16 protein-coding genes are annotated in these 12819 nt (G+C 62.4%); 2 read left to right on the forward strand and 14 right to left on the reverse strand.

Translation table 11 applies throughout. From position 1 onward, the window contains the following. Positions 1-2: 2 nt before the first annotated feature. Genes ACSYDV_RS09890 through ACSYDV_RS09915 form a run of 6 tightly spaced genes read right to left on the reverse strand, consistent with a single transcriptional unit; the run spans position 3 to position 3905 of the window. Positions 3-671: a complex I 24 kDa subunit family protein gene (locus tag ACSYDV_RS09890; protein WP_438323619.1), complete on the reverse strand. Its 669-nt coding sequence runs from the start codon at positions 669-671 to the stop codon at positions 3-5. Further along, the gene (locus ACSYDV_RS09895; RefSeq protein ID WP_438323620.1) at positions 664-843 is read right to left on the reverse strand and encodes a hypothetical protein; all 180 of its coding nucleotides are present in this window, start codon (positions 841-843) and stop codon (positions 664-666) included. The genes ACSYDV_RS09890 and ACSYDV_RS09895 overlap by 8 nt, the downstream gene beginning before the upstream one ends. Continuing rightward, on the reverse strand, positions 843-2060 hold the full coding sequence (locus ACSYDV_RS09900) for an NADH-quinone oxidoreductase subunit D (RefSeq protein ID WP_438323666.1): 1218 nt from the start codon (positions 2058-2060) through the stop codon (positions 843-845). Before ACSYDV_RS09900 ends, ACSYDV_RS09895 begins: the two co-directional genes overlap by 1 nt. 35 nt (positions 2061-2095) lie before the next feature. Beyond that, positions 2096-2947, reverse strand: coding sequence for an NADH-quinone oxidoreductase subunit C (locus tag ACSYDV_RS09905; RefSeq protein ID WP_438323621.1), 852 nt, complete (start codon positions 2945-2947; stop codon positions 2096-2098). Continuing rightward, on the reverse strand, positions 2947-3501 hold the full coding sequence (locus tag ACSYDV_RS09910; RefSeq protein WP_438323667.1) for a NuoB/complex I 20 kDa subunit family protein: 555 nt from the start codon (positions 3499-3501) through the stop codon (positions 2947-2949). The genes ACSYDV_RS09905 and ACSYDV_RS09910 overlap by 1 nt, the downstream gene beginning before the upstream one ends. A 29-nt stretch (positions 3502-3530) precedes the next feature. After that, a complete protein-coding gene (locus ACSYDV_RS09915) occupies positions 3531-3905 on the reverse strand; it encodes an NADH-quinone oxidoreductase subunit A (protein WP_438323622.1) in 375 nt (124 codons plus the stop codon). Between the two features lie 217 nt (positions 3906-4122). Between ACSYDV_RS09915 and ACSYDV_RS09920 the strand changes: the two genes are divergently transcribed. Continuing rightward, positions 4123-4614: a YbjN domain-containing protein gene (locus ACSYDV_RS09920; protein ID WP_438323623.1), complete on the forward strand. Its 492-nt coding sequence runs from the start codon at positions 4123-4125 to the stop codon at positions 4612-4614. Positions 4615-4653: 39 nt separating this feature from the next. Here ACSYDV_RS09920 and ACSYDV_RS09925 read toward each other — a convergent pair whose 3' ends face one another. From ACSYDV_RS09925 to thiE, 5 genes are all read right to left on the reverse strand, one after another. Next, positions 4654-5472: an inositol monophosphatase family protein gene (locus ACSYDV_RS09925; protein WP_438323624.1), complete on the reverse strand. Its 819-nt coding sequence runs from the start codon at positions 5470-5472 to the stop codon at positions 4654-4656. A gap of 2 nt (positions 5473-5474) precedes the next feature. Then, positions 5475-5933 (reverse strand): GNAT family N-acetyltransferase, encoded by a 459-nt coding sequence (locus ACSYDV_RS09930; protein ID WP_438323625.1) that lies wholly within the window; start codon positions 5931-5933, stop codon positions 5475-5477. Positions 5934-5936: 3 nt separating this feature from the next. Further along, on the reverse strand, positions 5937-6500 hold the full coding sequence (efp, locus tag ACSYDV_RS09935; RefSeq protein ID WP_438323626.1) for an elongation factor P: 564 nt from the start codon (positions 6498-6500) through the stop codon (positions 5937-5939). Positions 6501-6609: 109 nt separating this feature from the next. Beyond that, positions 6610-8568, reverse strand: a complete 1959-nt coding sequence (locus tag ACSYDV_RS09940) for an OPT family oligopeptide transporter (RefSeq protein ID WP_438323627.1) — start codon at positions 8566-8568, stop codon at positions 6610-6612. A gap of 283 nt (positions 8569-8851) precedes the next feature. Continuing rightward, complete coding sequence (gene thiE, locus ACSYDV_RS09945) at positions 8852-9490, reverse strand: thiamine phosphate synthase (RefSeq protein WP_438323628.1); 639 nt, start codon at positions 9488-9490, stop codon at positions 8852-8854. Positions 9491-9525: 35 nt separating this feature from the next. Between thiE and ACSYDV_RS09950 the strand changes: the two genes are divergently transcribed. Then, positions 9526-9930 (forward strand): hypothetical protein, encoded by a 405-nt coding sequence (locus ACSYDV_RS09950; RefSeq protein ID WP_438323629.1) that lies wholly within the window; start codon positions 9526-9528, stop codon positions 9928-9930. A gap of 52 nt (positions 9931-9982) precedes the next feature. On the opposite strand, the gene ACSYDV_RS09955 is transcribed toward ACSYDV_RS09950, so the two are convergent. The 3 genes from ACSYDV_RS09955 to ACSYDV_RS09965 form a co-directional block, all read right to left on the reverse strand. Then, positions 9983-10639, reverse strand: coding sequence for an O-methyltransferase (locus ACSYDV_RS09955; protein ID WP_438323630.1), 657 nt, complete (start codon positions 10637-10639; stop codon positions 9983-9985). Next, positions 10639-11529, reverse strand: a complete 891-nt coding sequence (locus tag ACSYDV_RS09960; protein WP_438323631.1) for a fructose bisphosphate aldolase — start codon at positions 11527-11529, stop codon at positions 10639-10641. Before ACSYDV_RS09960 ends, ACSYDV_RS09955 begins: the two co-directional genes overlap by 1 nt. A 78-nt stretch (positions 11530-11607) precedes the next feature. Next, positions 11608-12804 (reverse strand): phosphoglycerate kinase, encoded by a 1197-nt coding sequence (locus ACSYDV_RS09965; protein ID WP_438323632.1) that lies wholly within the window; start codon positions 12802-12804, stop codon positions 11608-11610. Positions 12805-12819: the final 15 nt, after the last annotated feature.

A 12819-nucleotide genomic window follows, 5' to 3' on the forward strand; every position in this document is an offset into this window, starting at 1 on the left:
GCTTACCACTCCTTCCGATAGTCGTGGTTGGCCGACACCATATCCTTCAGCGACGTCGGGCCGCCCTCGGGATCGCTCGTCAGGCGCTTCGGATTCTGCGTACCGGTCTTGGGCTGCTCGCCCGCCGCCAGCGCTTCGAGAATGCGCGTCATGCTGTCATAATCGAGATCTTCGAAATTATCGTCGTTGATCTGGACCATCGGCGCGTTGGTGCAGGTGCCCATGCATTCGACCTCGGTCAACGTGAACAGGCCGTCGGGCGTGGTCTTGCCCTTGGTCATGCCGCGATTCTTGCACGCCGCCATGACATCGTCCGACCCGCGCAGCAGGCACGGCGTCGTGCCGCACACCTGCACATGATAGCGGCCGACCGGCACGAGATTGTACATCGTGTAAAAGGTCACGACCTCATAGGCGCGCATGAACGGCATATCGAGTTCGGCCGCGACATATTCGATCACCGGCACGGGCAACCAGCCCTGCGTCTGCGTTTCTGCACCGACCTGACGCTGTGCGAGGTCGAGCAGCGGCATCACCGCCGAACGCTGACGCCCCGCAGGATAGCGCGCGATGATCGTCTTTGCCTTTTCGGCATTTTCCGCCGTCCATGCAAAGGCGCCCCAGCGGGCGCGGGTTTCGGCTTCATCGGGAATTTGGGGTGCGTCAGCCACGGACCAGACCTCGTTCAATATATCGTCCGACATACAGGCCGAGCGTCGCCGCAACGGCCGTAGAGACGATTTCCTTTATCGGCGCTTCGCCATGAAAGGCGGCGAGATAGGCCGCAACGGCAGCCCCGAATCCCGCCAGCGCGAGAGCAAAAATTGCAAGCTCACGCAGCATCACCGGTCGCACTCCCCGAACACAACGTCGATCGCGCCGATGATCGCGGTCGTATCCGCGAGCATATGGCCCTTCGACATCATTTCCATCGCCTGCAGGTGACTGAAGGCGGTCGGACGGATCTTGCAACGATACGGCTTGTTGGTGCCGTCGCTGACCAGATAGACGCCGAATTCGCCCTTCGGGCTTTCGGTCGCGACATAGACTTCGCCCGCAGGGACGTGGAAGCCCTCGGTGTACAGCTTGAAGTGATGGATCAGCGATTCCATCGACTGCTTCATCTCGCCGCGCTTCGGCGGGACGACCTTGCGGTCGAGGCTGGCGACGGGGCCGGTCGGCATTTCGTTGATGCACTGCCGGATGATGCGCGCCGACTGATAGACTTCCTCGACACGGACCATGAAGCGATCATAGCAATCGCCGCGGGTGCCGACGGGAATGTCGAATTCCATCTTGGCATAGGCGTCATAGGGCTGCGACTTGCGCAAATCCCATGCGATGCCCGATCCGCGGATCAGCGGGCCGGAGAAGCCCCACGCCAGCGCATCTTCCTTGCTCACCGTCGCAATATCGACGTTGCGCTGTTTGAAGATGCGGTTGTCGATGACCAGGCTCATCGCGTCGCCAAACAGCTTCGGCAGGCGCTTGTCGACCCATTCGCCGATGTCATAGAGCAGTTTCTCGGGAACATCCTGATGGACGCCGCCCGGACGGAAATATGCGCTGTGCATGCGCGCACCCGAAGCGCGCTCGAAGAAGTTCAGGCAATCCTCGCGCAGCTCGAACACCCACAGGTTCGGGGTCATCGCGCCGACGTCCATGACGTGCGACCCGATGTTGAGCATGTGGTTGCAGATGCGCGTCAGCTCGGCGAACAGCACGCGCAGATACTGGCCGCGCTCCGGAACTTCGAGGTCGAGCAATTTCTCGATCGCGAGCACATAGCTATGCTCCATGCCGAGCGGCGAGCAATAGTCGAGCCGGTCGAAATAGGGCAAAGCCTGAAGATAGGTCTTATACTCGATCAGTTTCTCGGTGCCGCGATGGAGCAGCCCGACGTGCGGATCGACGCGCTCGATGATTTCGCCATCGAGTTCCAGCACCAGACGCAGCACACCGTGCGCCGCCGGATGCTGCGGACCGAAGTTGATCGTGTAGTTGGTGACGGCCTGATCGCCCGCGGTATCTGCGGTATCGACCGGATAGCCTTCGAACATGTCGCCGCCATAATGTTTGACGTTCGGAGCGTCGGTCATGCCTTATCTCCCTTGGGCTTGCGCGGCGCGCGTGGCTTGGCAGCGGCTTTCGCCTTCGCGCCATCGTCGCTGGGCTTGGCCGCGGCCTTGTTGGCCTTCGCGCCCGCACCCGTTTGCGCGGTGCTTTCAGTGGCCTTGGGTGTCGGCGGCGGCGGAGCCTTCGCCTTATCGTCGGACGCCTTGACCTGCGCGGCAGTCATCGGGGTCGGAGCCCCCTTCCCCGGCGCTTCGCCCGTTCCGCCAGCCTTTTCGTCGCCGGGCAGCACATAGTCCGCACCTTCCCACGGCGACATGAAGTCGAAGTTGCGGAAATCCTGCGCGAGACGGACGGGTTCGTAAACGACGCGCTTGTCTTCTTCGCTGTAACGCAGCTCGGTATAGCCGGTCAGCGGGAAGTCCTTGCGCTGCGGATGCCCCTGAAAACCATAGTCGGTCAGGATGCGGCGCAAATCGGGATTGCCCGCGAACAGCACGCCATACATGTCGAACACTTCGCGCTCGAGCCAGCCCGCGACGGGCCAGACCGGAACGATACTCGGCACCGGAGTCGCCTCGTCGGTGCAGACGCGGACGCGCAGCCGATGGTTTTTGGTGACGCTGAGCAGGTGATAGACGACTTCGAATCGCTCGGCGCGGTCGGGATAATCGACTCCGGCGATTTCCATCAGCTGCTGATATTCCAGCTTGTCGCGCAGCGCGACCATCACACCTGCGACCGCTTCGCGGTCGACGGTGATGCTGTCTTCATCGGCAGCAAAAACATGGACGAGCAGGTCCGCGCCAAGCGCAGCCTTGATCGCGTCGCCAAGCCCCGAACGGGGTGCGACGAGGGGAGCATTATGGGCCATCAGCGTTCGATCGTCCCGGTGCGGCGAATCTTCCGCTGCAACTGCATCACGCCATAGAGCAGCGCCTCTGCGGTCGGCGGGCATCCGGGGACATAAATGTCGACAGGCACGATACGGTCGCAGCCACGGACGACGCTGTAGCTATAGTGATAATAACCACCGCCATTGGCGCAGCTGCCCATCGAGATGACATATTTCGGGTTCGACATCTGGTCGTACACGCGGCGCAGCGCCGGAGCCATCTTGTTGCACAGCGTGCCGGCGACGATCATCACGTCCGACTGGCGCGGCGATGCGCGCGGTGCAGCGCCGAAACGCTCCATGTCATAGCGCGGCATGTTGACGTGGATCATCTCGACCGCGCAGCAGGCAAGGCCAAAGGTCATCCACCACAACGAGCCGGTGCGCGCCCAGTTGAACAGATCCTCGGTCGAAGTGACGAGAAAGCCCTTGTCGCCGACTTCGCTGTTGAGGTCGTCGAAAAAGCCAGCGTCGGGGTTCGTCCCCGGCGCCACGGGCATGAAACCGGGGTTGGTCCCCGGGGCCACCGGCATCTGGCCGGGCATCAAGATGCTCGAATTGCTCATTCCCAATCCAAAGCCCCTTTCTTCCAGGCATAGACAAGGCCGATCGAAAGCTCGGCGAGGAAAATCATCATCGTGGCCCAACCGGCCCAGCCGATATTCTCGAGGCTGACCGCCCACGGGAACAGATAGGCCGCTTCAAGATCGAAGATGATGAAGAGGATGGCGACAAGATAGAAGCGGACGTCGAATTGGCTGCGCGCGTCCTCGAAGGCCGGGAAGCCGCATTCATATTCGGTCAGCTTCGCGGGATCAGGCTGGTGCGCGCCGGTCAGCCTCGCAACGCCCATCGGCAAGAAGACGAAGGCAGCGGACAGACCGAGCGCGATCGCAAGAAAGATCAGGATCGGCAGATATTGCGTCAGATCGACCATGGGGGGCTCGCAGTTCAGTTGTTCATAATTGGGGTGTCTCGGCACCCTTGTTGCGGGCGCTTTAGGCCAGCGAGCCGCGCCTCGCAAGCATATCGGGCAGGAAATTTCGGCCTCCGATGGCCAAAAGCTGGTGACAGGCCCCAAGCCTGTGATACGCGGGCCAAAGTGGGTCGGTTCGCTGCGCATTGCTGGCGCCGCTTCGAATTGAGGAGTTTCCATGAAATCATATATTTCTCGCGCTGCTTTCGCACTGGGTGCGGCCGCCATTTTTGCGGCAACGCCGGCGCAGGCCGAACTGGTCAACGCCAAGAACCCGGCAAAAATCAAGGAGATCGTCGAGTCGCAGGGCTGGCCCGCGACCCTGATCTCCAAGGCGGGCGACGATCCCTATATCGAAAGCAACCGCAACGGCCTGAAATTCCTCGTCCTGTTCATGAACTGCGAGGACAATAAGGACTGCAAGACGCTGCAATATTATATGGGATTCAGCGACGCGAAGGACGTCACGATCGAAAAGCTGAACTCGTGGAACAAGGACAAGCGCTTCGCGCGCGCCTATCGCGACGATGCGGGTGATCCGGTTCTCGAAATGGACGTCGATCTCGACTTCGCGGGAATCCCGCGTGAGAATGTCGGCGAAACGCTCAACACCTGGGCTTCGCTGATGGACAGCTATCGCGAATATGTCTTCGGAAAAGAAGACGAGTAAGAACGGACGCCCCTCCCTCGTCGAGGGAGGGGCCCGCCGTCAGGCGTTGCGCAGCGCGCCCGCCACCAATTTCTGCAACTTGCTATGCACCGCGGCACTGCCGGCAATATATTCGCTGCGCTCGATCGCGCGGTCGCCGCCACGATAATCGCTGACGAAGCCACCGGCCTCACGCACAAGCAGCATGCCTGCAGCAACATCCCAGACCTGAAGATCGCTTTCCCAGAAACCGTCGTAGCGGCCTGCCGCGACCCATGCGAGGTCGAGGCTGGCCGCACCGAAACGGCGAATACCGGCGACTTCTGGAGCAATGGCACCGAAAATCCGACTCCACTGGCCCATATTGCCATGCCCCATGTACGGGATCCCGGTCGATATCAGGCATTCGTTGAGATGGCGGCGCGATGCGACGCGAAGGCGACGGTCGTGGAGCCACGCGCCGCGGCCACGCTCGGCCCAATAGCTTTCATCGGTGACGGGCTGATACACGAGTGCTGCGGTCACATCGCCCCAGCCGCCACCGGGCTTCGGTTCCTGCACCGCGATCGAGATTGCAAAATGCGGAATGGCGTGAAGGAAGTTCGAGGTGCCGTCGAGAGGATCGATGATGAAGCGCGGCTTACCCGGATCACCTTCGATCTCGCCGGCCTCTTCCATCAGGAAGCCCCAACCGGGACGCGCGTAGCTGAGTTCGTCATAAAGCGTGCGCTCGGCCGCCTGGTCAGCCTTGGACACGAAATCGGCGGGTCCCTTTTGCGAGACCTGCAGATGCTCGATTTCGCCGAAGTCACGGCGGAGCTTGGTGCCCGCCTTGCGCGCTGCGCGTTCCATGACGGTGATGATGCCGGATATGGCCATGATCAATCCACTAGTTTGAGGTTATATGTATAGAAATCGGCTTCGCGCTGCCAGCCGCCAGCTTCATAGACGTGCTGCGCGCGTATGTTGCCTGTCTGCGTCGACAGAGTCAGCCTGACAGCGCCCTGCCCCCGTGCATAATCGGCCGCTGCGTCGATCAGGCCCTTACCGACCCTGCTGCCGCGTGCGTCGGCCGCGACATAGAGGTCGTTCAGAACATAGATCGGTGCCATGCCGACTGAAGTGAAGCTCGGGAACAATTGGGTAAAGCCAACTGCCCGATCATTCCGCTTGGCGAGCAGGATGACCGAATCGTTCCGGGTCAGGCGAGCCTCGATGAAGCCCGCACTGCCCGTCGGATCGGGCTGGCGTCCGTAAAATTGCCGGTACAGGTCGAAAAGCGGCGCGACGCTTTCAAGATCGCTCAGCGTTGCCCTTCGTATGTCCGGCGCATCGGTCACGGATTATTCCGCGCGACGGACATATTCGCGGTCATAGACATGCACGACGATGCGAGTGCCGCTGGTGATGTGCGGCGGGACCATCACGCGCACGCCATTGTCGAGGATCGCGGGCTTGTACGACGACGAGGCCGTCTGCCCCTTCACCACGGCGTCGGCCTCGACGATCGTCGCTTCGATCGTTTCGGGCAGTTCGACCGAGATCGGGCGTTCTTCCCAAAGCTCGAGCACGACGTCCATGCCGTCCTGCAGGAATTCATGCGCTTCGCCGACAACATCCTTCGAGATGTTGATCTGTTCGAACGTGTCCTTGTCCATGAACACCAGATCATCGCCCTCGGCGTAAAGGAACTGGAAATCCTTGGTGTCGAGACGGATCTTTTCGACCGTATCGGCGCTGCGGAAACGGTTGTTGAGCTTGCGCCCGTCGATCAGGTTCTTGGCTTCGACCTGCATATAGGCTCCGCCCTTGCCCGGCTGGGTGTGCTGGATCTTGGTGACCTTCCAGATCCCCTTTTCAAATTCGATAATATTGCCGGGACGGATTTCAACGCCGGTGATTTTCATCGCGCACACTCACAGTTCAAGGATGGAAAGAGCAAAGCAGCGCCCCACCGGGCACAGCTATCAGGTGCGCGCCTTTAACCGCGCAGACGCCGAAGGGCAAGATGCCGCATCACGGCGTCGCCACGACCATGGCGCGCGTGCGGCGATAGCTGTGCCAGACGAGGCCGACGAACAACAGCAATCCGACCCACGGCGCATAGGGCGCATAACCGTCGCCGACGACCGCGAGCGGAGTATCGCTGCCGCTGCCCGCGACGATCCCGGCATAAAGAACGCCGAACAGGCTTTCGCCGACGATCATCCCGGTCGCGGTGAGCACGCCCATGCGGTGCGCGAAGCCGGCGTTCGGCCGCTTCGACGCCCAGCGGTCATAAAACCAGCCGCCAACCGCGCCGATGATCACCGGCAGGATCACCGACATCGGCAGATAAATGCCGATCCCGATGGCGAGCGGCGGAAGCCGCAGCTTGCCGGAGCGGCCGAGCAATTCGTCGACAATGATGAAACCGACACCGGCAAGCGCACCATATCCCAGCATCGTCCAGTTGAGATTGCCGCCGAGTACGCCTTGCGCCAGCGACGAGATCAGCCCCGCCTGCGGCGCCGCAAGTGCATTCGGTCCGGCGCCCGGTGCACCGACAAAACCCAATGTCTCGTTGAGTACGTTGAGGACCGGCGGAACGACGAGCGAACCGAAGATGACGCCTATGATCAGCGCGACCTGCTGTTTCCACGGCGTCGCGCCGACCAGCTGGCCAGTCTTCAAATCCTGGAGATTGTCGTTGGAAATCGTCGCGATGCCGAACACGAGTCCCGTGACGATCAGGGCATAGGCGACCATCGCGTTAATCTCTTCCTCGCCCCCCGCACGCCCGAGCAGGCCGAGAAGCAGGAGCGAAGAGGCGATGATCGCGAGAATGCCGATTCCCGATACCGGCGAATTCGATGCGCCGATCAGGCCCGCCATATAGCCGGTGACCGAGGCGATCATCAGCCCGACGACGATGATGAACAGGATCGCACCCGCGATCAGAGTCATCGACGACCCTGCAAGCGGTCCGCCAGCAAGCACCGACCAGAGCAGCCAGCCGATCGGCAGCATCAGCGCTACCGATCCGCCGAATACCCATGCGATCGGCATATCCTGTTCCTCGATCGCCAGCGCGTGACCGCCCTGCCGCGCGCGCGATGCCGCCATCGCCGAGCGGATGCCGCCCAGCACCGGTCCCGCGATCTTCATCAAGGTCCAGATGGCCGCAATCGCGATGACGCCCGCGCCAAAGAAGCGCACATCGGCACGGAACACCGTGTTCGCCAGCGTTTCGGGATCGCCCACCCCGCCCTGCGTCAGGATCGGCAGCAGCACCCACCAGCCGGTGATGAGGCCGACAAGCTGCGCCATGCCGACCGACAGGCCGACCAGATGACCGACGCCGAACAGAGCGAAGGCAAGCCCGCCCGCGACGCCCGTCGCGCCGGTGCCGACCGCAAACCAGCGCGCGACTTCGGCGCCCGCAAGCTTCATCTGGGTGAGCAGCGTAAAGCCCGCGGCGACAATCGAATTCCACAGCAATGCCGACAATCCGGCGCGATTTTCAGCCGCGCCCTCGGCGCTCCCTGCACCGACCTGCAGCACTTCGGCAGCGGCGCGCCCCTCGGGATATGGCAGGTCCGAATCGACCACCAGCGCCCGCCGCAACGGCACCGAGAAGAGCACCCCCAATATGCCGCCGAGCATCGTGATCGCTGTGGTCGTGACCATCGGGAAGCCTTGCCAATAACCGACCATCACCAGCCCCGGCAGGACGAAGATGATCGCCGCGAGCGTTCCCGCGGCGCTGGCGATCGTCTGGACGATATTATTTTCAAGGATTGTGCCACCCGACATCAGCCGGAGCAGCGCCATCGAGATCACCGCGGCGGGGATCGAGGTGGCGAAGGTCAATCCGACCTTCAGCCCCAGATAAACGTTCGCCGCAGTGAACATCAGCGTCAGAACGCCCCCGAGCAGGATTGCCCGCAGCGTGAGTTCGCGCATCTTGGTGCCCGATGTGCTGGTGTCAGTCATCAATATTTCCCCGTCGGCTGTCCGGCGACGCGCCGCTTTTTTCACAAATCAAAAGGCGATGAAGCGAAGCTGTTTTGACGCATCGATCCAATATGTTCGCCTTCACCAATGGCATCAGAGATTCCATGATGAGCATCGAGCTTCCCGAATTGACGCCCCCGTCCCGCCACACGGCGAAAGCTGCGCCCCGTCGTCCGACGCCGTGCACAGGCCTGTTCGGCTGGCGTAAGGACGACGCGCCGCCCGGCGCGGAAGATCGGACAGAGAAACCGTCCAACCGCAACTAGCTCGCCGATTGAGGCGACAGCAGCGCATCAAATGCACGCACCGCGGCGCCCGGTCCTTGGGGATGAGCCCACACCGCCGCCGAGACCGCCAGAAAATCGGCCCCCGCTTCGATCAGCACAGGTGCATTTTCAGGCGTAATCCCGCCGATCGCAACGCAGGGCAGTTCGAACATACCCTGCCACCATTCAAGGATTTCCGGATCGGCGTGATGCTCGGTCGCTTTGGTCGTGGTCGGATAAAAGGCCCCGAACGCGACATAATCCGCGCCCGCTTCGCCCGCCTCCATCGCGAAGTGGCGGCTGTTGTGGCAGGTGACGCCGATTTGCGCTTCGGGACCAAGCAGCCGGCGCGCTTCCTTCACGTCGCCATCATCCTGCCCCAGATGCAGGCCGTCGGCGCCGAGTCGTTTGGCAAGCGCCATGTCGTCGTTGACGATGAAGGCGACGTCGTGGTCGGCACAGATCGCCTGCAAAGGCGCGGCGAGTCGCGCGGCTTCGTGCTGGTCCATATCCTTGACGCGAAACTGAAAGGCCGCCACCGGCGCGGCGCTCAGCGCCTCTTCCAGACGGGCGGGAAAATCGCCGCCAACGTCGAGCGGCGAGATCAGATAAAGCTGGCAATCGGATATGGTCATGGCGGGTTCATAGCGACGCCGTCAGATACGGGCAAATGCAGAACGCTCCCCGCCTCGCCCTTTCGCTGGCCACCGCCGCACTGGCCCTCTCGGCCTGCGCCACGACGAAACCGCAGACACCGCTTCCCGACGCGAAGAATGTGGCGCTCGGACAGCAGGCCTTCGCCGACGGCCCGATCGTCCAGCCCGTCGAAGTTCTGGAAGACAGCCGCTGTCCGGCGAATGTCATGTGCGTCTGGGCAGGTCGGGTCCGGGTGAAAATGCTGTGGATACGCCCGGGCGGACGGCAGCAGGCATTCGAGGTCACTCTTGGTCAGCGCACCCAGCTCGCCGACGGATCCATCCTGCTCGAACACGTCACTCCGGAGCGGACGAAATCGGGCAAGGTCATCGAACCTGCCGATTATCGCTTCGATTTCCGTTTCGACGGCGGATATTAGCCCGCGACAGTCAGTGCTAGCGGCGCAGCGATGGCGCAGAAAATGAGCAGCGCTAGCTCACCCGTGCAAGGACGAAACCGTCCCACTTTTTGGTGCCAACGGTCTGTACGGCGGTCGCATCGAGTCGCGGATTGGCCGCCAACATATCGAACAGCGCCCGTGTGCCAACGATGCGCTCGTCCTCGCTGTTGGTTTCCAGCACTCCGCCTTCGCGCACGACATTGTCGACAATGATCGTCGTGCCGGGGCGGCCCAAACGGATCGCCTCGGCGACGTAATGGGCATTATTCTGCTTGTCGGCGTCGATGAAGATGAAATCGAAAGGCGTTTCGCCCTTCATAGCGGCAAGGCTTTCGCTCGCCGGGCCGACGCGGATGTCGACCTTGGCCGACACCTCTGCGCGTTCGAGATTTTCGCGCGCGACGTGTGCGTGATGCGGCTCGAGTTCCAGCGTTACGATCTGGCCGCCCTCGGGCAGCGCGCGAGCCAGCCAGATCGTCGAATAGCCGCCGAGTGTCCCGATTTCGAGGATGCGCCGTGCGCCCGCAATTTGCGCCAGCAGGTAAAGCATTTTTCCCTGCGCCGGCGACACATCGATCGGCGGCAGGCCCTGTTCGTGATTATGGGCCAGTGCGGCGGCCAGCGCGTCGTCGTCGCCGAGCAATTTCCCGGCGATATAATCGTCAACGGCGCGCCAGCCGTCCGCCATCAGGCGACCGATGCGGCGTGGATCTCGTCGATCGCACCGCCGAGCGAAGCGTCAAACTCGTCGTCACTCATCTGGTGGCGTAAGTCTTCGAGCAGCGCGCGGCTGAAGCTGGCGATGATGCCCGGGTTCTTGGCCAGTTCGACGCAGGCTTCGGGACGCGCGAAACCGCCCGACAGTGCGACAACGCGCAAAACCTTGGGGTGATCGACCAGCGGCTGGAACAGGCCGGCTTCGGTCGGCAACGACAGTTTCAGCATAACCGGCGCGCCGTCCCATGCGTCAAGCGCGGCCAGCGTTGCGTCGAGCAGCAGGCGATCCGCCGCGTCGCGCTCGGTGCTCTTGATATTCACTTCGGGCTCGATCATCGGCATCAGACCGTGCGCAGCGATGCGCTTCGCTTCGGCGAACTGCTGTGCGACGATCGCCTTGATGCCGGCTGCATTGGCGAGATTGACGACGCTGCGCATCTTGGTGCCGAACACGCCCTTGGCGACCGCACGTTCGCATAGCGCGTCGAGTTCGGGGTTCGCCTTCATCAGCTGGACGCCATCGGCTTCGTCTTCAAGACCCTTGTCGACCTTCAGGAACGGAACCACGCCGCGCTCCCACAGCAGCGCCGGAACGGGCTTGCCGCCCGCTTCACCGTCCATCGTGCGTTCGAACAGGATCGCGCCGATCACCTTGTCCCCGTTGAAGCAGGGCGACGTGACGATGCGGCTGCGCATCGCATGGATCAGGCCGAACATTTCCTCATCGTTCGAAAAAGCATCCGCTTCGATACCGTAGCCCTTCAATGCCTTGGGCGTTGACCCCCCGCTCTGGTCGAGTGCGGCGATAAAGCCCTGACCCGATTTAATCTGTTCGAGCATTGCGGCATTGGCGGTGGTCATAACATCTCCGATGATTTGCATACGTATGTGGCGGTCCGCATAGCCATCCCGCCAGCGGGATGCAAATGCGCGCAAGGTTCAGGCTTTTAGGGCGTCGACCCCGGGCAGCGGCTTGCCTTCCATCCATTCGAGGAAAGCGCCGCCAGCCGTTGAAACAAAGGTGAAATCCCGTCCGGCGCCTGCATGATTGAGCGCCGCGACGGTATCGCCGCCACCTGCGACCGAAACCAGACTGCCCTCGCGGGTCAGCGCTGCGGCGGTCCGGGCCAGCGCGACGGTCGCCGCGTCGAACGGCGGCGTCTCGAACGCGCCGAGCGGCCCGTTCCAGACGAGAGTCCGGCAGTTTTTGAGCACGTCGGCAAGGGCTTCAACAGCAGCCGGACCGACGTCGAGGATCATTTCGTCGGCCGCGACTTCATGGACGTTGACCGTGCGCGTCGGCGGATTTGCGGCGAACTGTTTCGCAACCACGACGTCATACGGCAGATGGATCGTGCATCCGGCCTTGTCGGCCGCGTCGAAGATCGCATTGGCGGTATCGACCAGATCATGCTCGCAAAGCGATTTGCCGACATTGACCCCGCGCGCGGCGAGGAAGGTGTTCGCCATGCCCCCACCGATGATCAGATGATCGACCTTGCCAACAAGATTGCGCAGCACGTCGATCTTGCTCGACACCTTGGCGCCGCCGACAACCGCGGCCACCGGATGCGCCGGATTGCCGAGCGCGGCGTCGAGCGCCTTGAGTTCGGCCTCCATTGCCCGGCCTGCATAAGCGGGCAAACGGCGCGCAACGCCCTCGGTCGAGCCATGCGCGCGGTGCGCGGCCGAGAAGGCGTCATTGACGTAGAGATCGCCGATTTCGGCAAGCGCGTCGGCGAACGCCGGGTCGTTCTTTTCCTCGCCGACATGGAAGCGCGTGTTTTCAAGCACCGCAACATCGCCCGCGGCGAGCACAGCAACCCCGGCCTTGGCGCCTTCGCCGACGCAATCGGGGATGAACATGACCGAATGACCAAGCACATCCTCGAGCCCGCCCATGACGAGGCTCAACGATTGAGTCGGGTTCTTCGCGCCCTTCGGCCGCCCGAAATGGGCGAGCAGCAGGACGATCGCACCCTTTTCGGACAGCTCGCGGATCGTCGGCACGGCGGCCTGGATCCGCGTCGCGTCGCTGACCGCGCCTTCGAACATCGGAACATTCAGGTCGACACGGACAAGCACGCGCTTGCCGGTGACGTCGCCGATATCATCGAGGGTCTTGAACGCGGTCATCGCTTTTCCTTCCGG

Origin of the sequence: Sphingopyxis selenitireducens, from assembly GCF_051550705.1 — a bacterium.
In the GTDB taxonomy this organism is placed as follows: domain Bacteria; phylum Pseudomonadota; class Alphaproteobacteria; order Sphingomonadales; family Sphingomonadaceae; genus Sphingopyxis.